Source organism: Clostridium septicum (assembly GCF_003606265.1).
Classification (GTDB): domain Bacteria; phylum Bacillota; class Clostridia; order Clostridiales; family Clostridiaceae; genus Clostridium; species Clostridium septicum.
Genome location: NZ_CP023671.1, coordinates 3,182,909 through 3,209,774 on the forward strand (window position 1 = coordinate 3,182,909; position 26,866 = coordinate 3,209,774).

Consider the following 26,866-nt stretch of genomic DNA (forward strand, 5'->3'; position numbering starts at 1 on the left):
AGGAGAGAAAAATGAACGATAAATCTCTAAGAGTATTGGAATTTAATAAAATAAAAGAAAAATTAAAGTTTTATGTAGTTACTTCAAGTGGAAAAGAGATTGTAGAAAACTTAAAGCCTTATAATACTGCATTTGAAGTTAGAAATAAGTTAAAAGAAAGTAGTGAAGCATTAGATATATTAATTAGAAAAGGAGCACCACCTTTTGAAGGGTTATTTGATGTTAGAGAGGCTTTAGAAAGAGCTGAAAAAGGTGGAGTATTATCTCCAGGTCAATTACTTAGAATTGGTGGAATGTTTAAATGTTCAAGAAGGTTTAAGGAATATATTTCAAGAAGTGAAGAAGAGATTTCATATCCTAAATTAGAAGATTTAGCATATATATTAACACCAAATAAATTATTAGAAGATGCAATAGAAAATGCTATAATATCTGAAGATGAAATAAGTGATAAAGCAAGTAGCACATTATATAATTTAAGAAGAAATATAAAAGAAAAAAATTCATCAGTTAGAGATAAAATTAATAGTATTGTTAGGGCAAATGCAAAGTATCTTCAAGATAGTTTATATACAATGAGAGGGGATAGATATGTTCTTCCTGTAAAAGCTGAATATAAGGGTGCTGTTCAGGGGCTTGTACATGATCAAAGTTCAACAGGGGCAACATTATTTATAGAACCAATAAGTCTTGTTAATTTAAATAATGAAATAAGGGAATTGAAATTAAAGGAACAAGCTGAAATTGAGAGAATATTAATGGATTTATCAGAGAGAGTATTATTAAATATTGAAGATGCTAAAAGTAATGGAAAAATATTATCAGAACTAGATTTTATATTTGCAAAAGGAAAATATGCATCTGCATTAAATGCTATATGTCCTGAAATAAATGAAAATAAAGACTTTGATATTATACAAGGAAGACATCCTCTTATAGATCCTAAAGTAGTTGTCCCATCAGATATTTATATAGGAAAAGATTTTAATACTTTAATGATTACAGGTCCTAATACAGGAGGTAAAACAGTAACACTTAAAACAGTAGGATTACTTCATTTAATGGCATTAAGTGGTCTATTAATTCCAGCAAAAGATGGCTCTGTAATAGGATTTTTTACTAAAATATTTGCAGATATAGGAGATGAACAAAGTATAGAACAATCATTATCAACTTTCTCATCTCATATGACAAATATAGTAAATATAATGCAGGAAATAGATGAAAATTCATTGGTATTATTTGATGAATTAGGTTCAGGAACTGATCCAGTAGAGGGAGCAGGTTTAGCTGTTGCTATTTTAGACACATTAAGGAATAAAGGAGCAAGACAAATAGCAACAACACATTATAGTGAATTAAAAGGATATGCTTTAAAAACACCAGGCATAGAAAATGCATCTGTTGAATTTGATGTTGAGACCTTAAGACCTACATATAGATTGTTAATAGGAATACCAGGAAAGTCTAACGCTTTTCAAATATCTAAAAGGCTAGGTTTAAGGGAAGATGTCATAGAAAAAGCTAAGAATTATATTTCAGAAGAGAATCTACAATTTGAGGATTTAATAAGAGAACTTCAAGAAAAGAGTATAATTGCTAATAGAGATGCACGAGAAGCTAAACGTATTAAGAATGAAGCAGAAGAAATAAAGAAGAAATACAATGAAAAGCTTAAAAGATTAGAAGAAGTAAGAGATAAGGCTTATGAAGACGCAAGAAGAGATGCTAAGAATATAATTAGCAAGGCTAAAGATGAAGCTGATGAAATATTAAAAGCTATGAGAGAACTTGAAAAGCTTGGAATAGAGCAAGGTGGACGAAAAAGATTAGAAGAGGAAAGAAGAAAATTAAAAGAAGCCCTTGAAGAAAGAGAAGCGTCACTTGTTAAAATGAGAGAAAATCAAGGGGAATCTATAGAAAAAGTAACTTTAGGGATGGATGCATTTCTTCCATCATTAAATCAAAAGGTAGTAATTGTTTCAATGCCAGATTCTAAAGGTGAAGTTCAAGTAGAAGCAGGTATAATGAAAATAAATGTTAAGCTTAAAGATTTAAGAAAGGTAAATGAAACTCCAAAGAAGAAAGAGAAGAAGAAGAGAGAGGTAAAATTAAACTTAAAATCTATTGATAGTAGAATAGATTTAAGGGGTATGGATTCAGAAGAAGCTTGTTTTAGAACTGATAAATATTTAGATGAAGCTTATATGGCTAATTTAGGTGAAGTTGTGATAGTTCATGGAAAAGGTACTGGAGTACTTAGAAAAGCAATAAATGATATGTTAAAAAGACATCCACATGTTAAATCCTATAGATTAGGAGTATATGGGGAAGGTGGAGATGGAGTTACAATAGTAACTTTGAAATAATATTTTAATAAAAGAGACCCATTGTTTAGGGTCTCTTTTGTGCTATAATATTATTGTAGTGAGGTGACTTTAGGTGTATATAATAAGTGGGTGCTTGTGTGGGGTAAATTGCAAGTACAATGGAAAAAACAATATTAATCCACAATGTGTTAAATTGCTAGAGGAAGGAAAAGCCATTTTAGTTTGTCCAGAGCAATTAGGAGGACTTACGACTCCAAGAAGGCCAGCGGAGATAAAGGGAACCGCTAATGGTGTATTTGAAGGAGTAGATAAGCTTTTAAATGATGAAGGAGTAGATGTTACAGAGAATTTTAAAAAGGGTGCTTTAGAAGTTTTAAATATTGCCAAGATTCTAAATGTAGAAGGAATAATTTTAAAAGAAGGAAGTCCTTCCTGTGGAGTAAACTTTGTATATGATGGGAGCTTTTCAGGAAAAAAAATAAATGGGATGGGACTTACAACGTTTTTATTGAAGAAAAATGGATTTAAAGTTATAAGTGAAGTAAATTTAGGAGGAGAGAAAAGTGGGGTTTTGGAATCTATTTAAGAAAAAGATAAATGAGGAATATGAAGATAGTGCAGAAAATTATGAAGAAGAAATAGATACAGGAGAACATAAAGTATCTTCTGTAGATATAGAGTATGAATTTTCAGAAGGTATAAAAAATGAAGTATTACAAGAGAAAAGTATTCAAGAAAAAGAAGAAAGAGTAAGAAAATTATCTCCTGAAGAAATAAATGAATTAATTACAAATGAAATATTGAATGTTATAGAAAATCATGATGATTTTGAAAAATTAAAAGAGAGTGCTAGTGAGGCAGTTAAAAATATTGGTGATGAGTATATGTATTTGATGCCTCAATATCTAATTGATAAACTTCCTAGACCTAAGAATTTAAGAGAACAATATGATATGTTAGATGAATGGCCAATGGTTGTTGAAAATGCAGTTTTAATGATTTTGTTTAGTTATCAAGAGAAAGGCGTAGAATATTTATCAAAAATAGCTTATAGAAACTCATCAGTTAATATTTCTTTAAGGTTAAAAGCAATAAATCTATTATGTAAATTAGCAGCAGATGGAGTTGATTGTGAAGGAATAGTCAATAAAACAATGAATAATTTAATGGCTTTTGATGATGAAAATAAGATTAAAATATTTGGATTTATGTCTCAAATAAAATCTAATAATCAAGTAATAGGGCTTATTCAGCATTTTTATAAAAGTTTTGTAAAACATGGTGATATAGAGTATGGATATAATACATTATTACACCTTATAAATGCAGCTGAAAAATATACCCCTGGACATTTAAATTTTTTAAAAATGGTTGCTTTAGGAAAAGGAACTATTAATTTAGAAGAAATTATGGGGTTAGAAGAAAATGAAGAAAAAGTAATTTATATAAAAGATATAAATGAAAAATGTAAGGTTAGAGCGGCTATTACTTATTATAGCTTAGAAAAAACAGATAGTGATATAAATAGTAAACTTTATTATTGGAGTGAATATTCTTTAGATAAATATATTAGAGAAGAAATAAAACAAGTAATTAGTGAAGGGTAAGTTATAAAGAGGTAAAATAAAATTTTTAAAATTATATTTTGCCTCTTATGATTTGAGGGCTATAAATTAAAGGATAGATTGGGGGAAATATTTTAGTGAAAAGAGGTTTAAATAGAAGTAAAGATATTGTTGAAGTAAGAGAATTACATAAGAAACTTCTTAAAAAAATATTTATAAGAAAAACGATTATATCAATTATATTTGCAGTTAGTGTGGCAGGGGTTGTTATATACACTCCAATTGAAATTAAATATAAAAGTCTTTTAGAAAGACAAGTAACTGCAACAGAGAGATTTGACTCTAAAATGAAATCTATTAATGCTTTTAAGTATATAAAGAGTCATATTAATGATATCTATTCATCAGAAGATAAAATTTCAGAAATAAATAATGTTATAAGCAAAATTGAAGGTGAATTATCTAATGGAGTAACAGAAAAATTAGAAGATTTAATTTCAAATTTAACTAATATGGTCAGTGAAATAAGTGCATCTAATGAGATGGAACTTCAGAATACTTTTAATAACATAAATGAAGACAAGCTTAAAGGCTTTAATGGAGAAGAAATAAAAAAGGTCCAGAGTTATGTAAATGATTTTGATAATGAATTTAAAGAAAGGCACTATAAAAGTGCAAGAGAAATTTTATCAAATTTGAATATCTATATAAATGATGTACAAAAAGAAGCTACTGCAAGAAGAATAAAAGAAACATATGATGAAAAATCAAGTGAAGATCCAAGTTTAAGGCAACCTAAATATATAAATGGAATACTTCTTGTAAACAAGGAATATGGTCTTCCAGATTCATATGGAAGTGGAGAAGATAAAGAGGCTAGAGAGGCATTTGAAAAAATGAAATCAGATGCAGCAAAAGAAGGAATATACTTATATGCTTTTTCAACATATAGAAGTTATTGGAGTCAAAATAGCTTATATTGGAATTATGTATCTAATTATGGAGAAGATCCTACAGATACATTTTCAGCAAAACCAGGTTTTAGCGAACATCAAACTGGATTAGCTTTTGATATAGGTGGAGTAGATAGATCATTATGGGCAGAAGATGATTTTAAAAATACCAAGGAAGCAGAATGGCTTAAGAATAATTCTTATAAATATGGATTTATTTTAAGATATCCCGAAGGAAAGGAATGGAAAACAGGATTTGTATTTGAGTCATGGCATTTTAGATATATTGGTCCAGAACATAGTAAACATTTTAAAGATAGTAATTTAACTTTAGAAGAATATTTAGGAGTTTAAAAATGTATAAAAACAGGGGACTTAGTTAAACTAAGTTCCCTGTTTTAGTATGGGTATTAAGTTTTGATGTCTTCTTTTATGAATATTAATGTATATACTTTTAATACCAAGTAGTTAGACAATAAAATACATTTATGTAATTGAAAATATCATAATCCAAATAAATAGAATTATGTATAGAATTTTGTAGATATGTAAATAATACAAAGGAGAATGTTAAAAAACATAATTTTTAGGAGGTAATTATCTGTGGCAAATTTAGAATTTAATAAGAGAGATAATACAATTTCAAATAGTGCTAAAAAAGCAAGAAGATCTGGGATGGTTCCAGGGGTTTTATATGGTAATAAAATGAAAAATATGATGTTTGAAGTTGGAGAATTAGATTTGGCAAGAGAAATTGCATGTCAAGGTGAACATGGTATTTTAAATTTTAATTTAACAGGAGAAAACCACAAAGCTTTAGTTAAAGATGTTCAAAGAGATCCTGTGTCTCATAAGATAATACATTTAGATTTAGAAGAGTTAAAGGGAAATCAAAATATAATATCTTCAGTACCTATACATTATGTAGGAGAAGAGCTATTGACAAAGAGAGGAGTAGTACTTCAAAAGGAAAAGGATAGTGTAAGAGTAGAGTGCTCTGCAGATTCATTACCTAAATATGTGGAGATTAAAGTAAATGGAGGGGGAGTAGGTTCAGTCTATAAATTTGGAGATTTAGAGATTGCATCAGAAATTTCAATAGTAGATGATTTAAATTCAGTAATAGCATCTGTTAGTTACGAAAGAAAAACAGTTGCAGATGATATGGAAGTTGCATCAGAAGAGTAAAAAGCTTGTTAAGCTTATTTATACTAAGGGTTATAGTATTTTATTATTATAACTCTTAATATTAATATTTAATTATTATATTATTTATTGTATAATAATACCTGATTATTATTTTTAGGAGGGGTATTATGTTGTTTAGTGAAAAATACCATCATTGGTTAAATTCATCAGTAATTGATGAAAATATGAAAAATGAGCTAAGAAATATAAAAGATGAAAAAGAGTTAGAAGATAGATTCTATAAAGATCTTGAGTTTGGTACTGGAGGATTAAGAGGAATAATAGGAGCAGGTAGCAATAGAATGAATATATACACTGTTTCTAAAGCTACTCAAGGATTTGCTAATTACTTAAATAATAGATTTGAAAACCCATCAGTAGCTATAGCATATGATTCAAGAAACATGTCTAAAGAATTTGCAAAGTCAGCAGCATTAACACTTTGCGCAAATAATATAAAAGTATATCTTTTTGAAGATTTAAGACCAACCCCAATGCTTTCATTTGCAACCAGATATTTAAGTTGTAAAGGTGGAATAGTAATAACTGCTTCACATAATCCTAAAGAATATAATGGATATAAAGTTTATGATGAGTTTGGTGGACAAGTTACAGATGAAAAGGCAAGTATAATAATAAATGAAGTTAATAACATAAAAGATTTTGATGAAATTAAAAATATTAAAGAAGAAGATGCTTTAAATAAGAATTTATTAGTATATATTGGAGAAGAAGTAGATAAAGCATATATAGATTCCGTTAAGGGATTAAGTATAAGAACTAACTTAGTTAAAGAAAAAGCAAATGATTTAAAGGTAATATATACACCAATACATGGAAGTGGAAATGTTCCTGTAAGAAGAGTTTTAAAAGAACTTGGATATACTGGAGTTAAAGTTGTTAAAGAACAAGAAGCTCCAAATGGAAACTTTCCAACAGCATCTTATCCAAATCCAGAAGAACCAGCAGTATTTAAGTTAGCTTTAGATATGGCTAAAACAGAAAATCCTGATGTTATATTTGCAACAGATCCAGATGCTGATAGAATAGGGGTTGTTGTTAAGGACAAAACAGGAGAATATAAGGTATTAACAGGTAATCAAACAGGATTATTATTAACACACTATATATTAGATGCATTAAAAGAAGAAAATAAATTACCGGAAAATGGAGTGGTGATTAAAACTATAGTTACTACTGAAGGAGCTAGAAAAATAGCTGAAGATTATAACGTTGAAATAATGGATGTATTAACAGGTTTTAAATATATAGGTGAAAAAATAAGAGAATTTAAAGAATCTAATAATAAAACTTATCTTTTTGGGTTTGAAGAAAGTTATGGATATTTAGCAGGAGATTTTGTAAGAGATAAAGATGCTGTTATTGCAGCAATGTTAATAGCGGAAATGACTTTATATTACAAAGAACAAGGTAAAAGCTTATATGATGGTTTAATAGAATTATACGAAAAATATGGGTATTTTAAAGAAAGCTTAGTTTCTTTTGGATTAAAAGGAAAAGAAGGTCAAGAAAAAATAGCTAAATGTATAGATTCTTTAAGAAATACTACATTAAAAGAAGTTAATGGAGTTAATGTAAAAACTAAACTTGATTATAAGTTAAGTGTTGAAGAAGATATGATTACAGGAGAAAAGAAGGAAATAAATCTTCCTAAATCAAATGTATTAAAGTTTATTTTAGAAAACGGATCTTACTTTGTTGTAAGACCATCAGGTACAGAGCCAAAAATGAAAGCTTATATTGCTGTTAAAGGAAATAGCTTAAATGGTGCTGAAAAAGATTTAGAAGAATTTAAAGAAAGTGTAGTTTCTTTAATAAATGAAAAATTAGCATAATATTTTAGGAACTCAGTTATACTGGGTTCCTTTTATATTTTTTCTTGAAAATTTATACTTATTAATGTACTATGAAAAGATAAGTAAAAACAAGGAGGTTTTATCTTGGATTATAATTCAGTATTTAAAGAAAAGCTTGGAAAGATGTTGTTTTTAGAAATAAATGAAGAGGGATTTAAAAAAAGTATAGGAATGCCTAGTTATGTTAACTTAAAAAATAGGGAACTATATATACCAGTATCTTCAGAATATATAACAAGTAATGCAAATAATGAAATTAAGATGAAAAATTTACCTATATACTATTTTATAGAAGGAATGTTTTTTGCATTAGGTGCAGACAAAAATTTAAGATTTAATGATGATTATGAAACAATCCTTACATATATAAAAGATGCGGAAATTTGTATAAAAAGCATGATTTCTAAAAATATAAAAGATGATAAATTAGTAGAAGCATATTTATTATTAAAGGGATTATATAGATATAATAAAGATTTGGATGTTATGAAGAAATTATTATTAGTTGGAGAAACTATAAGAGAGAAAGATAGCGGCTTTAAGGAAATAATACTTTCTGATATAGATTATTGTGAAGAAAAACTTTTGAAAATACCGGAATCTTATCTATATAAAACTCTTATATTAAAAGATGATGGGGATTTTAAGGCTGCTAGAGTTTCGATTAATGAATATATAAATCTTGGAGGAACAGTAACAGAAGATATAAAAATAATAATTAATGATATAAATAATATATCTGATTATGAACAGGCAATAGAATATTTAAAAGATGATCCTGCTAAATCTATAGAGATTTTATTGGGTTTACTAGAAAAATTCGAAGATAATCCATTAATATATTATTATTTAGGAGTAGCTTATAGAAAGTTAGAAAACTATGAAAAAGCTATATATTATTTAACAGAAAGTATATCGAAAGAAAGTGGTATTTTAGAAGTTGTAGTAGAATTAGGTGTAAATTATGCATGTATTAATGATTTTGAAGCAGCTATAAAATATTTTAAAAAGGCTTTTGAAGCAACTAAAGAAGTAGAAATATGCACAAATATAGTAATGTGTTATATGAATTTAAATAAGTTTGAAGAAGCTAAATTACATTTAGATATAGCTGAAAAATTAAATCCAGAAGATGAAATAGTAAAAGAATTAGCAACTATTTTGAAAAAGAAAAGTTAAATTATAAGTTAAAGTGGATATTAGATTAATAAATAAGTAGAATAGCTTGTAGTAAAAACATTCTAGTTAATATAATAAAGGAGTTGTCTTAAGACAACTCCTTTATGTAGTAATTTTATGGTGATATATAGAATTAAGTTAAAAACAGTAATATATTACAACTAATGATAATAAAAATCAATATATGTATTTATTCGTTTATAATTGTTTAAATATTTCAATGGAACATTTGAAATATAGATGAATACTATAAAAATATAGTATATCTAGGAGGAAGATTTTCTAATGAATGGATACGAATTAATAATGAGGCTTCAAGAAAAAATGAAGGATCCAAGATTTGCAGAAAAGTTTAACAGGTTACAAGGAGAACTTAATAATATACCTGGTTTACAGCAAGAAGTAATGAGAATAGCTCAAATGGATAATGAAAGAAGCAGACAAAAGGCTATTGATAGATTACCAGATAAGGCTAAGAAGGTAATGAAAGAAATACTTAAGATGTTAAATCTTTAGATATAAAAGGAGATATCATTAAATGTTATCTCCTTTTATAAGATTAAAAGAAAAAGTTAGATTTTATATATAATTAACTGTTGAAATATATTTATTCATAGTATATACTAATTATGAAATTAAAAAATAAATATAAATCCAGAAAATAATCTGGTAGAGGTTCGTAACCATCCCTCTATAAAAAACTAGGAATATTTTTATGTTTATTTATTATAATCTTTAATATGCTTAATCTAGTATTTTGTAGAAGCCTCTAGGTAAATATTATCCTAGAGGCTTTATTAAATATAAATTTTAATAGATTTAAATATTAAATTTTAAAATAAAAGAGAGGGTGGTTTTACCATCCTTTTTATTTTAATAAGAAGTGGAGAGTTATAATGAAAAGAAAAGTAATAATTGATTGTGATCCTGGAATTGATGATTCATTGGCATTAATATTAGCCTTAACTTCAGAAGAATTAGAGGTTGTAGGTATAACAATTGTTTCAGGAAATGTTAATGCTAATAAAGGGGCTAAAAATGCTATGAAGGTTTTAAAACTTATGGGTAGAGAAGATATTAAAGTATTCATAGGAGAAGAAAAGCCATTAATAAGAGAATTAATTACAGCAGAGGATACTCATGGAAGTGATGGATTAGGAGAAGCTGGTCATCAATATATAGATACAGATGAAAAAATAAATTACGGTGCTGTTGATTTTATATTAGAGAAGGCAAAAGAAGGAGATTTAAGCATTATAGCTTTAGGACCATTAACTAATTTAGCTAGAGCAATAGAAAAGGATAAAGAAGGATTTAATAATATTTTAGAAGTTGTGTCTATGGGAGGAGCCTTCAAATCTCATGGTAATTGTTCGCAAGTAGCAGAATTTAATTATTGGGTAGATCCTCATGGTGCTAAATATGTGTTTGATAAAATTGAAGTTCCTTTTACAATGGTTGGCTTAGATGTTACAAGGGAAATTATTTTAACTCCTAATTACATAGAACTTATAAAACAAATTGGTGGAGAAATAGCAGAATTTATAGTGAATATTACTAAATTTTATGTTGATTTTCATTGGAAGCAAGAAAGAACATTAGGATGTGTAATAAATGATCCTTTAGCAGTAGCTTATTTTATAGATAGAAAATTAGCTATAGGATTTACTTCATATATAGATGTTGTTACAGAAGGAGCTGCCATAGGACAAACTTTAGTTGATGTAGGAGAGTTTTATAAGAAGAAACATAATGCCTTAGTTTTGACAGAAGTAGATTCTAAGAAATTTATGAAATTCTTTTTAGAAAGGATTTTTAAAGAGAATAAAAATGATATAAATTTAATATTAAATAATAATAAATATGGAATATAAAGTTGAAAGTGAGGATTAGCATGAAAAAAAATAATACATTTAAAATTATAATGATGTCTTTATGTGTAGTATTTAATATATTAGGAAGTTTCTTAGCAGTAGCTTTAAAATTACCAATATATATAGATACAATAGGAACCTTTTTATCATCATTTCTATTTGGCCCTATAGGTGGAATGTTAACTGGTGGAGCCACGGCTATAATTGCAGGAATATCATTTGATCCAATGTCTTTATATTTTATACCAGTACAATTAGTAATTGGTTATTTTGCAGGAGTTTTTTATAAAAAGAATTTATTTGCAGGAAAGTTTATACCTGTTGGAGTAATATTAGTAACAGTTATTTCATCAATTGTTGCATCAGTAATAGCAGCTTTTGTTTTTGGAGGTATAACTTCATCAGGTAGTTCTATTATAGTTATGTATCTAAAAGAAGCTGGAGTTAATTTAGTTACTAGTGTATTTTCTACACAAATATTAACAGATATTTTAGATAAATCAGTTGCTGTAATATTAGTATTAGGAATTTTAAAAACAATTCCTGTTAGTATAAAAGAAAAATATTCAATATTTAAAATATGCTAGGTGAAAAAAATGGAGAGATATAATAAAATTAGAGGGAAAAATCAAAGAGAGATAGTACTTTTAAAGGGTTTTCCATGTGTATGGGGAAAGTGTAAATTTTGCGATTATATACATGATAATGGCATAGATAAAGAAGAATCAAATAAAATAAATAAGGAAGTATTAGATAAAATAGATGGTGAATTTGGGGTCTTAGAAGTAATAAACTCAGGAAGTTGCTTTGAATTACCTAAAGAAACTTTAAATTATATAAAAAAAATAATAGAAAAAAAGAAAATCAAGAAGCTATTTTTAGAAAGTCATTGGTGTTATAGGAAAAGGTTAGATGAAATGAGAAGTTTATTTAACATACCTATAATATTCAAAATAGGTGTAGAAACTTTTGATAATGATTTTAGAAATAATGTTCTAAATAAAAATGCAAAGTTTAAAAGTGAAGATGAAGTAAAAAAGTATTTTCAATCAGTTTGTATAATGGTTGGAATAAAAGGACAGACTAAAGAAATGATAAAAAGAGATATAGATATAGTGCTTAAGAATTTTAATTATGCAACAATAAATGTATTTATAGAAAATTCTACACCTATAAAAAGAGATAATGAATTAATAGAATGGTTTTATAGAGAATATAAGTTCTTGGAAGATTATAATAATATAGAAGTTCTTTATCATAATACAGATTTTGGCGTTGGAGATTAATTTATTTTGAAGCCTAAAGATTTACAATTAAATCTTTAGGCTTTTTATATACAAACAATTACATTTATATACAATGTGAAAAAAATAATATTAATAATAATGACTATTCTAAAAAATTTTTAGAAAAATTAGTATTTTATATATAAAAGATATTTATATAACAGTATTTTTAGTATATACTGTTATTAATTAAGTATATACTGAAAGTTAAAGGAGAGAAATAAATGAGTGAATTAAATCATGAACTGGGGATAATAGCATTAGAAAGTTGTAAAGAATTAGGAAATATGGTAGATGCTTATATTAAGAACAAAAGAAATTGTGAGGATTCCTTTTTAATCCCTCTTAATGAAATAAGATTCTCTAATGGTGAAGGAAAAGTTAAAATTTCAGAAACTGTTAGAGGTAAAGATATATACATTCTTTGTGATATTGGAAATTATAGTTGTACATATAAAATGTTTGGATTTACAAATCACAAAGGTCCAGATGAACATTTTCAAGACATAAAAAGAACTGTTTCAGCAATTAGAGGTAAGTCAGCAAGAATAACAGTTATAATGCCGCTTTTATATGAATCAAGACAACATAGACGTAAAGGAAGAGAATCTTTAGATTGTGCATTAGCGCTTCAAGAACTTGAAAGATTAGGTGTAGATGAAATTATTACATTTGATGTTCATGATCCTAATGTTCAAAATGCTATTCCTTTATTATCATTTGAAAATATATATCCAACTTATGATATAGTAAAATCACTTATATGTAATGAAGATTCATTAGAATTAAATAAAGAAGAGCTATTGGTAATTAGTCCAGATACAGGAGCTATGGATAGAGCTATATATTATTCAAGTGTTTTAGGAGTTGATGTAGGATTATTTTATAAAAGAAGAGATCATTCTTTAATTGTAAATGGTAAAAATCCTATAGTTCAACATGAATACATGGGAAGAGAAGTAGAAGGAAAAGATGTATTAATAGTAGATGATATGATAGCATCAGGGGAATCAGTTTTAGATATAGCTACAGAGTTAAAAGCAAGAAAAGCAAGAAATGTTTATATTGCAACAACATTTGCTTTCTTTACAGAAGGATTAGAAAAATTTAATAAATATTATGAAAAAGGAATAATAACAAAAGTATATTCTACTAATTTAACTTATATACCAGACAACTTAATGGTAGCTGAATGGTTTAAAGCTGTGGATATGTCAGAGTTTTTATCAAGAATAATCAATAGATTAAATTATGGTAAATCAATAGCTAAATATATGGATGCTACACAAGTTATACGTAGGTTAATAAAATAATATATAACAAGTTGTTTTAATAATATATTTATAAATTTAAAATCAGTATTTGATAATTTAATCAAATGCTGATTTTTATATATTATTTTTGGATAATTTAATATTTTATAAGTAAAATTAATAATAGGTTATTTAAAGAAGTATAGGATGTGATGTATATTATGAAAAAAACAATATATGATTATATAGATTCAATAAAAAAATTACCTATAAAAGATAAGTATTTAAAAGAAGATATTTTAATAGAAGATTTCTTAGTAAATGAATGTGATAATATAAAGGTTTACTATGCTCCTCATAATGAATATATAAACTATAAAGCAAAAATATTTATAGTAGGAATTACTCCAGGATTCCAGCAAATGAGTACATCTATAAAAGAAGCTAGAATATTATTAGAAGAAAATGAAAATATAGAGGTAATTCAATATAAATGTAAAGTAAAAGGAAGATTCAGTGGAAGTCTTAGAAAAAATATAATAAATATGTTAGATTATATAAAACTTAATCATGCTTTAAATTTAAAAAGTTGTAGTGAACTTTTTTATGAAAAAGATTACTTATTGCATACTTTTTCGTTAATTCCATACTCTGTTTTTGTAAAAGGTAAAAATTATACAGGACATACACCTAAATTAATAAATAATAAGTTTTTAATGTCATATGTATATGAAAACTTTTTGTGTGAATTGAATGAATTAGAAAATGTTATTATAATACCTTTAGGAAAAGCAGTTGAAGAGGTATTAAACAAATTATCAGAAGAAAACACTATTAATGGAGATAATATACTAAGAGGATTTCCGCATCCATCTGGAGCAAATGTAAATAGGTTAATACAGCTTGAAGAGAAGAAGGAAAATATGATGAAATTTATAAAAAATAAATTTCAGTAAAAATATAATATAATTAAATAAAGATAATTATATTATAGAAAATTTATCAGAAGATAAGTGAAACTATATACAATTTAAAAATTATATATTACATAGGAATGTTTTGGAATATTCAGATAAAATGGAATAATTAATCATTTTTAATATAAATTATTTTGTTGTATTATATAACTAGGCAATAAATATTAAAAGTATAGAATCTGTTAAGTTGATATGAAAAAATAGCTTGATTTTTCATAGAATTTCTCGCTCTTTGAAAATTATATAAGTTTGAATATTTTATTGTATGGAAAATAAACCAGCAATAAAATTGATTTTTGCAGGTTAAATAAAGGTATTAAATTTAATTAAGATGCTGAAAACCAAGAGTTTTTAGCAAAGCTATCGCTGGCGAAGCCGGCAACTTCTGCTGGAGTACAGTTATTTAATGATCCATGTGGTCTAATAAAGTTATAGTGAAAGATAAATAAATATATAAGGTTATTAGCTTTTTGAAAAGAGTTGAATCCTTTCTTGGTTTTATACCAGGTTTTAAATGTTTTATTAAATGATTCAATTAAATTATTATTTGTATCACTAGACATTGGAGCTACAGGAATATGAGTTGTATTGGGCAATAGCGTAGCCACGGCTTCATTATATGAAGGTAATCTATCAGTTATAAAATTAGCTGGTTCACCAATTTTTTTAGCTTCATTTACCAATGTGTATGCTGAATCAGAACTTCTAGATTTAGTTAAATGAAATGCTAAAATAAATCTAGTTTCTGAATCAATAGCTAACCAAAGGTAGTATCTTTCACCATTAATAAATACTACTGTTTCATTAGCGTGCCAATCGTCAGATTGTAAGTTTAAACTAGCTTTAAATTTATCAGCCTTTTGTTTAAAGAAAGGTGCAAATTTATTAGTCCAACTTGCTATAGTAACATGGGATACCTTAATACCAGCGTTAATCATCAAGAATTGAGAAATGGCTCTTGTTGATGAATTATTTAAAAAATATAGTGTTAATGCAGTTAGTATTACATGTAGCGGAAAACGCATTCCTTTCATTGAAAGGGAACCACTAACTAATTCACTAGAAGCTGTATCAATATTGGTGGTGTGATGTTTTACTATTATGTGATTACACTTCTTGTTATTGCACTTATAGCGATTGTAATGTTTATATGCATGATGTAAGTAAGTTCCCTTACCGCATTTAGGATTATTTAGTTTAGTACGTCCGTCACCGTCGACTAGGACGAATTGACGCTTACACTGCTTACATTGATACTTTTGTTTAGCCTGCTTATTCATACCAAACTTATATAGTTTATCAGAATTACAGCGTGGGCATTTTATATTAGTTTTGCTCATTGTTCTTCTCTCCTTTTCGAAGGGGGTATTATTTAGTTTTGCAAACCTATTGTATTTCCTTGGGTTGAGAAGAGCAATGTTCATATAACTTAACAGATCGAAAGTATATTAAAGGAGAAAAGATATGAAAGTTTTAGTAATTAATTGTGGAAGTTCATCTTTAAAGTATCAATTAATCGATATGGCTACAGAAGAAGCTATGGTTCAAGGATTAGTTGAAAGAATAGGTATTGAAGGATCAGTATTAGTTCAAAAAGTTGAGGGTAGAGATAAGTATATAATTAATACTGAAATAAAGGATCATAAAGCTGCTATAAAATTAGTTTTAGGAGCAATAATAGATAAAGAACATGGTGTAATTAAATCAATGGAAGAAATTACAGCAGTAGGTCATAGAGTTGTTCATGGTGGTGAAAAATACTCAGAATCAGTAATTATAACAGATAAAGTTTTAGAATCAATTAGAGAATGTATAGCACTTGCACCACTACACAATCCACCAAATATAATAGGAATAGAAGCTTGTATGGAATTAATGCCAAATACTCCAATGGTAGTAGTGTTTGATACAGCATTCCACCAAACAATGCCAAAGGAAGCTTATATATGCCCAGTACCATATGAGCTATACGAAAAGTATGGAATAAGAAAATATGGTTTCCATGGAACATCTCATAAGTATGTTGCAAATAAAGCAGCAGAAGTTATGGGAAAAGATATTAAAGATTTAAAAATTATAACTTGTCATTTAGGAAATGGATGTTCAATAACAGCAGTTAAAGGTGGAAAATCAGTAGACACATCAATGGGCTTTACACCACTTGCTGGAGTTATGATGGGAACAAGATCAGGAAATATAGATCCATCAGTTATAGGTTTCTTAGTTAAAGAACAAGGCTATACTATGAAAGAAATAGATGAGTTATTAAACAAAAAATCAGGAATTTTAGGTGTATCAGGAATATCTTCAGATTTTAGAGACGTAAGAGAAGCATATACAGAGGGAAATGAAAGAGCTAAATTAGCTTTAGACATATTCCACTATAAGATAAGATCACAAATTGCAGCTTATGCTGGTATAATGGGTGGTGTAGATGCTATAGTATTTACTGCTGGTATAGGAGAAAATTCATCTTTAACTAGAAAGGAAAGCTTGAAAGGTTTAGAATTCTTAGGCTTTACTATAAATGAAGAAAAGAATGAAGTAAGAGCTGATGTTCAAGAAATTTCAGATGAAGGTTCAAAAGTTAAAGTATATGAAATAGCAACTAACGAAGAGTTAATGATTGCAAGAGATACTAAAGAATTATTAAAGTAATTTATTTCAAAAGCTAACATTTTATGTTAGCTTTTTTATTTATCTAAGAATTTTGATAAAAGTGTTAAGAATTTTGTATAGATATTAGTGTGAAAAATTACTATAATTTAATTGTAAACGATAACTTGAAACTATGTTTATTATAAAAGGGAGGATTAAAATGAAAAAGATAAAAAAATTATTAGTAATGGTTATGGCTACTGTTATGGTGGCAACTTCATTAACTGCATGTGGTTCTAAGAAAGATGGTGGTGGGGAAACAGCATCAGGAGATAAAGTTAAAGTAGGTGTATGTTTATACAAATTTGATGATACTTATATTTCTACTGTAAGACAGAGCTTAGAGGAAATTCAAAAGGAAAATAAAGACAAAGTTGAATTTACTTTCTATGATGGAAAAGGTGACCAAGCTACTCAAAATGATAGTATAGATACATTACTTCAAAAGGATGTAGACCTTTTATTAGTAAACCTAGTTGATACAGGAGCAGCTCAAACAGTTGTTGATAAGATTAAAAAATCTGATGTACCTGTAGTTTTATTTAATAGAGAACCAAGTACAACAGATGCTATAAAATCTTATGAAAAATCTGTATTTGTAGGAACAAATGCAAAAGAAGCTGGTGAATTACAAGGAAAAATTCTTGCAGATTTATGGGAAAAGGATTCAAAAGCTATTGATAAAAATGGTGATGGAGTAATGCAATATGTAATGTTACAAGGAGAACCAGATAATCCAGAAGCAGTTGCAAGAACTAAATTCTCAGTTTCAACTATAAATGATAAAGGAATTAAAACAGATGAACTCGCTCAACAAGTTTGTAACTGGGATCAAGCTTTAGCTCAAAATGCTATGGAAGCATGGTTTGCAAAACATGGAGATAAGATAGAAGTAGTAATTGCAAATAATGATGGTATGGCTCAAGGTGCTATTGCAGCCTTACAAGCTCAAGGTTATAACAATGGAGATCCAGCAAAGACAATTCCAGTTGTTGGAGTTGATGCAACAGCAGCAGCACAAGATTTAATAGCTAAAGGTCAAATGACAGGATCAGTTCTTCAAGATGCTCCAGCTATGGCTAAAGCACTTTACGAATCAGGAATGAATTTAGTAGGTGGTAAGAAAGCTAATGAAGGAACAGAATATAAATTTGATGACACTGGAGTATCAATTCGTATTCCATACCAAGAATATATTAAGAAATAATTAATTTAACTGCATAGCAATTTAGGTATTGCTATGCAGTTTATAAATAAATAGAAAAGTGGTGAAAGAAGCTATGGGAGACTCAAAATACGTTCTTGAAATGATTGATATATGTAAAAACTTCCCAGGGGTTAAGGCTTTAGATGGAGCTAAATTAAAAGTAAGACCAGGAACAGTACATGCTCTTATGGGTGAAAATGGAGCTGGAAAATCAACTCTAATGAAGTGTTTATTTGGAGTTTATATTGAAGATAGTGGTGATATTTTTATTGAAGGTAAAAAAATAAATTTTTCTAATCCAAAGCAAGCTATGGAAAATGGAGTGGCTATGGTACATCAAGAGTTAAATCAGGTTCTCCAAAGAGATGTTATGGATAATATATGGCTTGGAAGGTATCCAGGAAATGCTGGAATAGTTAATTCGAAAAAAATGTTTGACGAAACTAAAAAGGTTTTTGATGAATTAGAGATAGATGTAAATCCAAAGATAAAGATGGCAAAATTATCTGTTTCACAAAGACAAATGGTAGAAATAGCAAAGGCAGTATCTTATAATGCTAAAATATTAGTACTTGATGAACCAACATCATCATTAACTCAAGAAGAGGTTACACATCTTTTTAAAATAATAAATAAACTTAGAGATAGGGGCTGTGGAATAATCTATATATCTCATAAGATGGAAGAAATACTTCAAATATCTGATGACGTTACAATAATGCGTGATGGTAAGTGGATAGATACTATAGAGGCTAAAAATCTTACAACAGATAAGATTATAAAACTTATGGTTGGACGTGATTTAACAAATCGTTTTCCACCAAAGACAAATAAGCCAGATGATGTAATATTAAAGGTTAATAATTTAACTGGAACATATCAACCTTCTATTCAAAACGTTTCTTTTGAACTTAGAAAGGGAGAAATTTTAGGTGTGGCAGGTCTTGTTGGTTCTAAGAGAACAGAACTTTTAGAAACTATATTTGGTATAGCGCATCATAGCGAAGGTGAAATTTATTTACATGGTAAATTAGTTGAAAATACTACTTCACAGAAAGCCATAAAAAATGGATTTGCCTTATTAACAGAAGAGCGTAGAGCAACAGGAATATTTGGTCAATTATCAATAAAGTTTAACACAATTATTGCTAACATAGATGGGTATAGTAAGTTTGGGGTGTTAAACAATAAGAAAATGACAGAGGATACTAAATGGACTATAGATAGTATGAAAGTTAAAACCCCAAGTCAAAAAACAGCAATAAGAACTTTATCAGGGGGAAATCAACAAAAAGTTATTATAGGAAGATGGCTATTAACTAATCCTGAAATTCTTTTACTTGATGAGCCAACAAGAGGAATAGATGTTGGAGCAAAATATGAAATATATCAATTAATAATTGATTTAGCTAAAAAGGGTAAAGGTGTTATTGTTGTATCATCTGAAATGCCAGAGCTATTAGGAATTTGTGATAGAATACTTGTTATGTCTAATGGAAGAGTAGCAGGTTGTGAAAATACAGATGAATTATCACAAGAAGATATTATGACTATGGCAGCAAAATATATTTAGGGCGGGGTGTAATTTATGGAAAATACCAAATTTGATAAGAAAAAATTAGAGAACTTTTTGTTAAACTATGCATTATATATTGTTTTATTTATGATGATTATATTTTTTGTTTATAAGGAACCAGGATTCCTTTCATTAAAGAATTTTACAAATATACTAAGTCAAGCATCTACTCGTGGTATATTGGCACTTGGAGTAGCAGGGCTTATTGTATTACAAGGAACTGACCTTTCAGCAGGACGTATTTTAGGTCTTACTGCAATAGTATCAGCTTCATTATTACAATCAACAACTTATGCGGCAAGAATGTATCCAGATCTTCCACAATTACCTTTAATACTTCCTCTTATAGCGGCTATTATTATAGGTGCAATATTTGGTGCTATTAATGGGTTTGGAGTAGCTAAGCTAAAAGTTCATGCATTTATTATTACTTTAGGTACTCAGCTTATTGCATATGGAGCGTCATGTTTATACATAGATAGACCTCCTCTAGGAGCACAACCAGTTGCAAATCTTGATGCTCGTTATACAAATTTTGTAACAGGATCTTTAAATTTAGGTGCAGTAGAAATACCGTATTTAATTTTTTATCTTGCAATAGTAGCTTTAATTATGTGGTTTATATGGAACAAAACTAAGCTTGGTAAAAATATGTTTGCAATAGGTGGTAATCCGGAAGCAGCAGCAGTTTCAGGTGTAAATCTTGTGAAAAATATTATGATTATATTTGTTATTTCAGGTGTTCTTTATGGTCTTGCTGGTTTCCTAGAAGCTGCAAGAGCTGGTTCAACAACAACAGCTACAGGTTTTAACTATGAACTTGATGCAATTTCTGCTTGTGTTGTTGGTGGTGTATCATTTACAGGTGGTGTAGGAACAATTCCTGGAGTTTTAATTGGTACTGTTTTACTTCAAGTTATTAATTATGGATTAAACTTTATAGGGGTTAATGCATATTGGCAATATATAATAAGAGGATTGATTATAATAGTTGCAGTATCTCTTGATGTAAGAAAGTATATAGCTAAAAAATAATTAATTTAGGAGAAACGTTATGGATAATAACTGTGAAAATAAGAAAAAAACAGTTAGGGATACTTTGTATGGTCGTATAAATGTATCACTTAAAACTATGGATAATATAATTGCTGTATTATTAGTTGCATTAGTATTATCAATTATTTTTGGCGTTGTAATGTAATAAATTTAAAATAGTTTAATGAAAATAGGTAATCTATTAAAATAGGTTACCTATTTTTTTATATAATATTAATATATAGATAATAAACATTATAGAATTAATATGTTATAATAAGTTTGGAATAATCGTTTATTTTTACCAAAGATTTAAATAAATAACTTAAAAGATATTTATTAGTTATAGACTTGCTTTTATTTAGGAGGATTACAAATGAGACTATATAAGGTAATGATTGTAGATGATGAAGAAGAAGTAAGAGTTGGAATTATAAAAAAGATTAATTGGGAGGAAAATGGTTTTATTTTAGTAGGAGATGCTGAAAATGGTAATGATGCACTTGAAAAGGCAGAAAAGCTTCATCCAGACATTATTATTACAGATATATCAATGCCTTTTATGGATGGTTTAGAGCTTGGAAAAAGGCTTTTAGAGATTATGCCATCAACTAAAATAATAATATTTTCGGGAGCTGATGATTTTGAATATGCACATAAAGCCATTAAAATAAACGTAATCGAATACATGCTAAAACCTGTAAATTCTATTGAATTAACAGAGGTTTTAAGAAAAGTAAAATCTAAATTAGATTTTGAATATAATGAGAAAAGAAATGTGGAGCTTTTAAAAAAGTATTATATTGAGAGTTTGCCTGTAATCAGAGAACAATTTTTAGTAGGAGTAATAGAGGGAAAAATAAGTAAAAAACAATGGCAAGAAGAACATATAAAGTTAGGTTTAGATTTTATAAAAAATAATATACTAGTTGCTCTTATTCATTTAGATGATATATCAAGTTTAAAAAATAGTGAAAATCCTTTAAAAGAAGAAAGAACACTGTTAAACTTATCAATTAAAAATTTTGTAGATGAAAATATGGGCAATTATTGTAAATACATAAGTTTTATTTACTCTGATATGGTAGTTATAATATCCAGTATTGATAAAAAGGAAGATGTTATTTCTGTTATTAAAGGAGTAAATGAGGTTTGTACAGGATTTAAAAGAGTTATGGATATAATTATATCAGCAGGAATTGGTCATATATATAAGGATTTTTCTAAAATAAGATTATCATATAAAAGTGCTAAAGATGCATTAGGATATAGATTAGTATTAGGAGCTGGAAAGGCTATATATATAGATGATGTGGAGCCAGATAATTCAATTCATTTAGAGTTTGAAGAAGAAGAAGAAAGATTAATGTTAAATGCCATCAAAGTTTCTTCAGAAGAAGAAATTATAGAAATAATAGATTCAATATTCAAAAAAATAGAACAATCAGTATTACCAGTAAATGAATATAGAATCTATTTAATGGAAATTAGTATATCTTTATTAAAATTAGCACAAACTTATAAATTGAATATAAATGAGATATTTGGAGAGGATTTTAATTGTTATAGTTATCTAGAAACATTTACTTCTCTAGAAGAAATGAAGAAATGGTTTAAAAACACTGGTAAAAAAATAAATAATTCTATAAAAAGTCAGCGTATAAATTCATCTAAGCTTCTTATTGAAGAAGCAAAAAGCTATATAAGTAAGAATTATAGTGACTGTGAATTATCAGTTGAAAAGTTATGCTCTAATTTACATGTTAGCCCAACATATTTTTCTACTATTTTTAAAAGAGAAATGGGTACGAGTTTTGTTAATTATCTTACATCAGTAAGATTAGAAGAAGCAATTAATCTTTTAAATACTACAGATGATAAAACTTATATAATTGCTACTAAAGTAGGATATTCTCAAGCAAATTATTTTAGTTATGTATTTAAAAAAAGTTTTGGAGTATCGCCTTCAAAGTATAGAAAGAATTGAGTGATTATTTATGTTTAATGGTATTAAAACAAAAATAATAGCAATAAGAAATTTTTATAAAAATATAAGTATACAATATATAATATCTATATCATTTACAATAATTGCTATGATAGGAATGATCATTGTAGGTGGAGCATTTTATTTAAGATTTACAAATTCTACAGAGGATATGATATCGGAAAATAGTAGGTTTATTCTTGAACAGGTAAATCTTAATTTAGATAGTTATTTAAGAAAAATGATGAAAGTTTCAGATACTATTTATTATAAAGCTATAAAGAAGAAAGACCTAGCTGTAGATAATATTAATTCTGAAATGGATTTATTGTATGAAGAAAATAAAGATTCTTTAATTAGTATTTGTTTATTTTCTGAATATGGAGATGTTTTAGCTTCTTATCCATTAACAAAGCTAAAAGATAAAATAGAGCCAAGAGATAATGATTGGTTTTCTAATGCAGTATTAAGAAAGGAAAATTTACATTTTTCAACGCCACATGTTCAAAATTTATTTGTAGATCCTAATTATAAATATAGATGGGTAGTATCTTTAAGTAGATCAGTAGAGTTAACTATTAATGGAAAAACTAGTCAAGGAGTTTTGCTTGTAGATATGAATTTTAGTGGAATTGAGCAGGTATGTAAAAATGTTAATGTTAGTAAAAATGGATATATATATTTAATAAATAGAGAAGGAGAAATTATATATCATCCAAGACAACAGTTAATTTACTCTGATTTAATAGAAGAAAATAATAAGGTGTCATCAGCTTATGAAGATGGAACTCATATGGAAAAATTTCAGGGAGAAGAAAGATTAGTAACAGTGAAAACCGTTGGATATACAGGGTGGAAAATTATCGGTATAACTCCTATGTCAGATATTACTTCTGATTATTATCAAATACGGGTATTTTTAGTCTTTATTATATTATTTGCGATATTTTTACTTACTTTTGTTAACATGATGGTATCATCAAGAATAGCAAATCCAATAAGATCTTTAGAAGAATCAGTAAAGAGATTAGAAAATGATATTAGAGATGTAGATATTACAATTAGTGGTTCACATGAAGTTCAGCATCTTGGAAAAGCTATAAAATCAATGGTTAATCAAATGCACACTCTTATGGATAATATAGTAATTGAGCAAGAGTCTAAAAGAAAAAGTGAATTAAATGCATTGCAAGCTCAAATTAATCCTCATTTTTTATATAATACATTAGATTCTATTGTATGGATGGTGGAAAATGAAAATTATGAAGGAGCTATTACAATGGTAACTGCTTTAGCTAGATTTTTTAGAATATCTTTAAGTAAGGGAAAGAATATTATTACTGTTAAAGATGAAATTGAACATGCAAGGCATTATTTAACAATACAGAAAATAAGATATAAGAATAAATTTAATTATGAAATAGATATAAATAAAGAAGTGCTTAATTTTGCAAGTATTAAATTAATAGTTCAACCTTTGATTGAAAATGCTATATATCATGGAATGGAATTCATGAGTGGAGAGGGTGAAATTTTAATAAAAGCATATAAAAACAATAATGAGTTATATATAGATGTTATAGATAATGGACTTGGTATGTTAGAGGAAGTTAGAGCTTCACTTTTAACTAATGTATCTAAGGAAAAAAGAAAGGGATCTGGAATAGGACTTAAAAATGTTCACGAGAGAATTCAATTATACTTTGGAAATAGTTATGGGCTAGAAATTTATAGTGAATTAGATGAAGGAACTACAATTAGAATTCACATGCCATGTATAGATTTTTACAATATAAAAGAAAGGGAGAAGGAGCTATAGTGAAAAAAAAGAAAAAACAGATATTAATAATTATATTTTTACTATTGATATTGTCTTTCTTATTCTTAATAAGTGAATTGTTAATTAGTGGTGAAAAAAGAGAAGTTTACAATATTTCTATTATAGTAAGGGGCGGAAATAGTGAAAGTTGGATGATTATGAAACAGGGGGCAGAACAAGCTGCCTCAGAGATGAATGTTAATATAAGTTTTATAACATTATCTAATGAAAATAATGTTAAAGATCAAAAAGACCTTATAGAAAGGGAAATAATTAGTGGAGCAGATGCAATTGTAATATCACCAGTAGATTATGAAGAAATGAGAGAGCCAATTGAAGAAGCAATGAAAAAAGTTCCAGTTGTATTAATTGAATCAACAATTAATACCAAAAAGGATATACACTATATTTCTTGTAATAATTATGAGTTAGGAGAAAATTTAGCAGAAGAACTAATGAAAATGGGGAATACACGAAGTAAAATTGCTATAATGGGAAGAAATTTAAATTCAAGTAGTATAAAAGATAGATATAAAGGTTTTACTGATGCAATAAAGAAAAGTAAAAATACTTATGATTTACTTGATATTTCTGGAAATGAAGAAGTTATTTATAATGAAGCAAAAAATATAATTGAAAATAATTTATCCGATGTAATAGTAACTTTTGATCCAGATGTTTTAGAAATTGTGGGAAAAGTTAAAAGAGATTTTATGTATGCTAAGAAAAGGAATATTGGAATTGAAATTTATGGTTCAGGTATTACAAGCAAGGGTATTTCATTTTTAGAAGAAAATATTATAAATTCAATTGCAGTACAAAATGATTTCAATATAGGATATTTAGGAATAAAAACAGCCGTTGATGAAATTAAGGGGAATAATGTAAAAAATAAAACGATATACTCAACTATTATAAATACAAGAACCATGTATTCAGATGAAAATCAAAGGTTATTATTTCCATTCATTAGATAGAAATATATTCTTTAGGAGGATTGAACATGAAAATAATTAAAAAGTTTATAGGATTTTTGCCAATAACTTTGATACTTACTTCATTATATTCATGTAATACAAATACTAAGGTAATAGATAAGGAAATAAGAATAGGAGTAACATTATATAAACAGGATGATACTTTTATATCAAATATAGCTAAAAATATTGAAGAGTTAGGAAAGAATAAGGAGAGTAGTGAGAATTCTAAAATAACTATTGATTTTGAAGATGCAAAAGGTAGCCCTATAAATCAAGGTAATCAGGTAGATAAATTTATAAATCAAGGCTATGATGTTATATGTGTTAATTTAGTAGATCGTACAGCGGCTTCAACTATTATAGACAAATGTAAGGGAGCTAATATACCAATTATATTTTTTAATAGAGAATTAGTAGAAGAGGATATGAATAGATGGGATAAAATATATTATGTTGGAGCTAAAGCAAGGCAATCAGGAGAAATGCAAGGTGAAATTATTGTAGATGAATATAATAAAAATCCACTTGATGTAGATAAAAATGGAGATGGTAAAATTCAATATGTAATATTAGAAGGAGAACCAGGGCATCAAGATACTACATTAAGAACTGAATATTGTACAAAAGTTATAATGGAAAATGGAATAGAATTAGAAAAGTTGGCAAGTGATAATGCTAATTGGCAAAGAGGTCAAGGTAGCACAAAAATGTCTCAATGGATTAATGAGTTTGGCAATGAAATAGAAGTCGTATTTAGTAATAATGATGAAATGGCATTAGGAGCTATACATGCATTAAACTCTATGAATATATTAACTAATAAACCGTTAATAGTTGGTATAGATGGGATAAAAGATGCTTTAGAAGCGGTTAAAAATGGAGAAATGACAGGGACAATTATAAGTGATTCTTTAGCACAAGCTAATGCCATTTTTAATATTGCATATATTTTATCAACTGGTGGAGATGTAAATTCTATTGATGGATTAGATGAAAATAGATATATAAAAACATCTCATACCAAAATTACAATTGATAATGTGGATTTATATTTAGAAAAGTAATTTGTAAATTAGTTATTATAATGATCTAACTTGATAAGATGTAAGTTAGATCATTAAT

The 26,866-nt window shown here is 27.4% G+C and carries 23 protein-coding genes and 1 riboswitch; of the genes, 22 read left to right on the forward strand and 1 reads right to left on the reverse strand.

Features of this window, described 5'->3' with window-relative positions; genetic code table 11:
• The first annotated feature begins 11 nt into the window (after positions 1-11).
• The 13 genes from CP523_RS14670 (at position 12) to CP523_RS14730 (ending at position 14,461) form a co-directional block, all read left to right on the forward strand.
• A complete protein-coding gene (locus tag CP523_RS14670) occupies positions 12-2,369 on the forward strand; it encodes an endonuclease MutS2 (RefSeq protein WP_066678864.1) in 2,358 nt (785 codons plus the stop codon).
• Between the two features lie 73 nt (positions 2,370-2,442).
• Positions 2,443-2,916 carry a 2-thiouracil desulfurase family protein gene (locus tag CP523_RS14675; protein ID WP_066678863.1) on the forward strand — a complete coding sequence of 158 codons (474 nt, stop codon included), beginning with the start codon at positions 2,443-2,445 and terminating at the stop codon, positions 2,914-2,916.
• Complete coding sequence (locus CP523_RS14680) at positions 2,894-3,937, forward strand: hypothetical protein (protein ID WP_066678862.1); 1,044 nt, start codon at positions 2,894-2,896, stop codon at positions 3,935-3,937. The genes CP523_RS14675 and CP523_RS14680 overlap by 23 nt, the downstream gene beginning before the upstream one ends.
• Positions 3,938-4,032: 95 nt before the next feature.
• Complete coding sequence (locus tag CP523_RS14685) at positions 4,033-5,202, forward strand: M15 family metallopeptidase (protein ID WP_227909515.1); 1,170 nt, start codon at positions 4,033-4,035, stop codon at positions 5,200-5,202.
• A 249-nt stretch (positions 5,203-5,451) separates the two neighbouring features.
• Complete coding sequence (locus tag CP523_RS14690) at positions 5,452-6,036, forward strand: 50S ribosomal protein L25 (protein WP_066678858.1); 585 nt, start codon at positions 5,452-5,454, stop codon at positions 6,034-6,036.
• Positions 6,037-6,164: 128 nt separating this feature from the next.
• Positions 6,165-7,892, forward strand: a complete 1,728-nt coding sequence (locus CP523_RS14695) for a phospho-sugar mutase (RefSeq protein WP_066678857.1) — start codon at positions 6,165-6,167, stop codon at positions 7,890-7,892.
• Positions 7,893-7,997: 105 nt separating this feature from the next.
• Positions 7,998-9,092, forward strand: a complete 1,095-nt coding sequence (locus CP523_RS14700; protein ID WP_176712700.1) for a tetratricopeptide repeat protein — start codon at positions 7,998-8,000, stop codon at positions 9,090-9,092.
• Between the two features lie 285 nt (positions 9,093-9,377).
• Positions 9,378-9,608 (forward strand): hypothetical protein, encoded by a 231-nt coding sequence (locus tag CP523_RS14705; protein ID WP_066678855.1) that lies wholly within the window; start codon positions 9,378-9,380, stop codon positions 9,606-9,608.
• A gap of 150 nt (positions 9,609-9,758) precedes the next feature.
• Positions 9,759-9,803, forward strand: a riboswitch (PreQ1 riboswitch).
• Positions 9,804-9,985: 182 nt separating this feature from the next.
• Positions 9,986-10,966, forward strand: a complete 981-nt coding sequence (locus tag CP523_RS14710; RefSeq protein ID WP_066678854.1) for a nucleoside hydrolase — start codon at positions 9,986-9,988, stop codon at positions 10,964-10,966.
• A 20-nt stretch (positions 10,967-10,986) separates the two neighbouring features.
• Positions 10,987-11,553, forward strand: coding sequence for an ECF transporter S component (locus CP523_RS14715; RefSeq protein WP_066678852.1), 567 nt, complete (start codon positions 10,987-10,989; stop codon positions 11,551-11,553).
• A 9-nt stretch (positions 11,554-11,562) separates the two neighbouring features.
• On the forward strand, positions 11,563-12,252 hold the full coding sequence (locus CP523_RS14720) for a radical SAM protein (protein ID WP_066678850.1): 690 nt from the start codon (positions 11,563-11,565) through the stop codon (positions 12,250-12,252).
• Between the two features lie 224 nt (positions 12,253-12,476).
• Positions 12,477-13,565 (forward strand): ribose-phosphate pyrophosphokinase, encoded by a 1,089-nt coding sequence (locus CP523_RS14725; RefSeq protein ID WP_066678848.1) that lies wholly within the window; start codon positions 12,477-12,479, stop codon positions 13,563-13,565.
• Positions 13,566-13,726: 161 nt separating this feature from the next.
• A complete protein-coding gene (locus tag CP523_RS14730) occupies positions 13,727-14,461 on the forward strand; it encodes a hypothetical protein (protein WP_066678846.1) in 735 nt (244 codons plus the stop codon).
• A gap of 347 nt (positions 14,462-14,808) precedes the next feature.
• Here CP523_RS14730 and CP523_RS14735 read toward each other — a convergent pair whose 3' ends face one another.
• Complete coding sequence (locus CP523_RS14735) at positions 14,809-15,822, reverse strand: IS6 family transposase (RefSeq protein WP_120140999.1); 1,014 nt, start codon at positions 15,820-15,822, stop codon at positions 14,809-14,811.
• 124 nt (positions 15,823-15,946) lie between these two features.
• Between CP523_RS14735 and CP523_RS14740 the strand changes: the two genes are divergently transcribed.
• From CP523_RS14740 to CP523_RS14775, 9 genes are all read left to right on the forward strand, one after another.
• Positions 15,947-17,140 carry an acetate/propionate family kinase gene (locus tag CP523_RS14740; protein WP_066676148.1) on the forward strand — a complete coding sequence of 398 codons (1,194 nt, stop codon included), beginning with the start codon at positions 15,947-15,949 and terminating at the stop codon, positions 17,138-17,140.
• A gap of 160 nt (positions 17,141-17,300) precedes the next feature.
• Positions 17,301-18,347: a galactose ABC transporter substrate-binding protein gene (locus CP523_RS14745; RefSeq protein ID WP_066676146.1), complete on the forward strand. Its 1,047-nt coding sequence runs from the start codon at positions 17,301-17,303 to the stop codon at positions 18,345-18,347.
• A 73-nt stretch (positions 18,348-18,420) separates the two neighbouring features.
• Complete coding sequence (gene mglA, locus CP523_RS14750; protein ID WP_066676144.1) at positions 18,421-19,920, forward strand: galactose/methyl galactoside ABC transporter ATP-binding protein MglA; 1,500 nt, start codon at positions 18,421-18,423, stop codon at positions 19,918-19,920.
• 15 nt (positions 19,921-19,935) lie between these two features.
• Complete coding sequence (mglC, locus tag CP523_RS14755) at positions 19,936-20,958, forward strand: galactose/methyl galactoside ABC transporter permease MglC (protein ID WP_066676142.1); 1,023 nt, start codon at positions 19,936-19,938, stop codon at positions 20,956-20,958.
• A 19-nt stretch (positions 20,959-20,977) separates the two neighbouring features.
• Entirely contained in the window at positions 20,978-21,124 is a 147-nt protein-coding gene (locus CP523_RS16085) for a hypothetical protein (RefSeq protein WP_162926003.1), read from the forward strand.
• Between the two features lie 210 nt (positions 21,125-21,334).
• Positions 21,335-22,945, forward strand: coding sequence for a response regulator (locus CP523_RS14760; protein ID WP_066676140.1), 1,611 nt, complete (start codon positions 21,335-21,337; stop codon positions 22,943-22,945).
• Between the two features lie 10 nt (positions 22,946-22,955).
• Complete coding sequence (locus CP523_RS14765) at positions 22,956-24,764, forward strand: sensor histidine kinase (RefSeq protein ID WP_066676138.1); 1,809 nt, start codon at positions 22,956-22,958, stop codon at positions 24,762-24,764.
• Positions 24,764-25,741 (forward strand): substrate-binding domain-containing protein, encoded by a 978-nt coding sequence (locus CP523_RS14770; RefSeq protein ID WP_066676156.1) that lies wholly within the window; start codon positions 24,764-24,766, stop codon positions 25,739-25,741. The genes CP523_RS14765 and CP523_RS14770 overlap by 1 nt, the downstream gene beginning before the upstream one ends.
• A gap of 26 nt (positions 25,742-25,767) precedes the next feature.
• Entirely contained in the window at positions 25,768-26,808 is a 1,041-nt protein-coding gene (locus tag CP523_RS14775; protein ID WP_066676136.1) for a galactose ABC transporter substrate-binding protein, read from the forward strand.
• Positions 26,809-26,866: the final 58 nt, after the last annotated feature.

Bases quoted from the DNA above. Each gene is read 5' to 3' on its own strand.
- CP523_RS14670 (WP_066678864.1), top strand. From the start codon at position 12: ATGAACGATAAATCTCTAAGAGTATTGGAATTTAATAAAATAAAAGAA.
- CP523_RS14695 (WP_066678857.1), top strand. From the start codon at position 6,165: ATGTTGTTTAGTGAAAAATACCATCATTGGTTAAATTCATCAGTAATT.
- CP523_RS14705 (WP_066678855.1), top strand. From the start codon at position 9,378: ATGAATGGATACGAATTAATAATGAGGCTTCAAGAAAAAATGAAGGAT.
- CP523_RS14715 (WP_066678852.1), top strand. From the start codon at position 10,987: ATGAAAAAAAATAATACATTTAAAATTATAATGATGTCTTTATGTGTA.
- CP523_RS14720 (WP_066678850.1), top strand. From the start codon at position 11,563: ATGGAGAGATATAATAAAATTAGAGGGAAAAATCAAAGAGAGATAGTA.
- CP523_RS14725 (WP_066678848.1), top strand. From the start codon at position 12,477: ATGAGTGAATTAAATCATGAACTGGGGATAATAGCATTAGAAAGTTGT.
- CP523_RS14730 (WP_066678846.1), top strand. From the start codon at position 13,727: ATGAAAAAAACAATATATGATTATATAGATTCAATAAAAAAATTACCT.
- CP523_RS14735 (WP_120140999.1), bottom strand. From the start codon at position 15,822: ATGAGCAAAACTAATATAAAATGCCCACGCTGTAATTCTGATAAACTA.
- CP523_RS14740 (WP_066676148.1), top strand. From the start codon at position 15,947: ATGAAAGTTTTAGTAATTAATTGTGGAAGTTCATCTTTAAAGTATCAA.
- CP523_RS14745 (WP_066676146.1), top strand. From the start codon at position 17,301: ATGAAAAAGATAAAAAAATTATTAGTAATGGTTATGGCTACTGTTATG.
- mglA (WP_066676144.1), top strand. From the start codon at position 18,421: ATGGGAGACTCAAAATACGTTCTTGAAATGATTGATATATGTAAAAAC.
- mglC (WP_066676142.1), top strand. From the start codon at position 19,936: ATGGAAAATACCAAATTTGATAAGAAAAAATTAGAGAACTTTTTGTTA.
- CP523_RS16085 (WP_162926003.1), top strand. From the start codon at position 20,978: ATGGATAATAACTGTGAAAATAAGAAAAAAACAGTTAGGGATACTTTG.
- CP523_RS14760 (WP_066676140.1), top strand. From the start codon at position 21,335: ATGAGACTATATAAGGTAATGATTGTAGATGATGAAGAAGAAGTAAGA.
- CP523_RS14765 (WP_066676138.1), top strand. From the start codon at position 22,956: ATGTTTAATGGTATTAAAACAAAAATAATAGCAATAAGAAATTTTTAT.
- CP523_RS14775 (WP_066676136.1), top strand. From the start codon at position 25,768: ATGAAAATAATTAAAAAGTTTATAGGATTTTTGCCAATAACTTTGATA.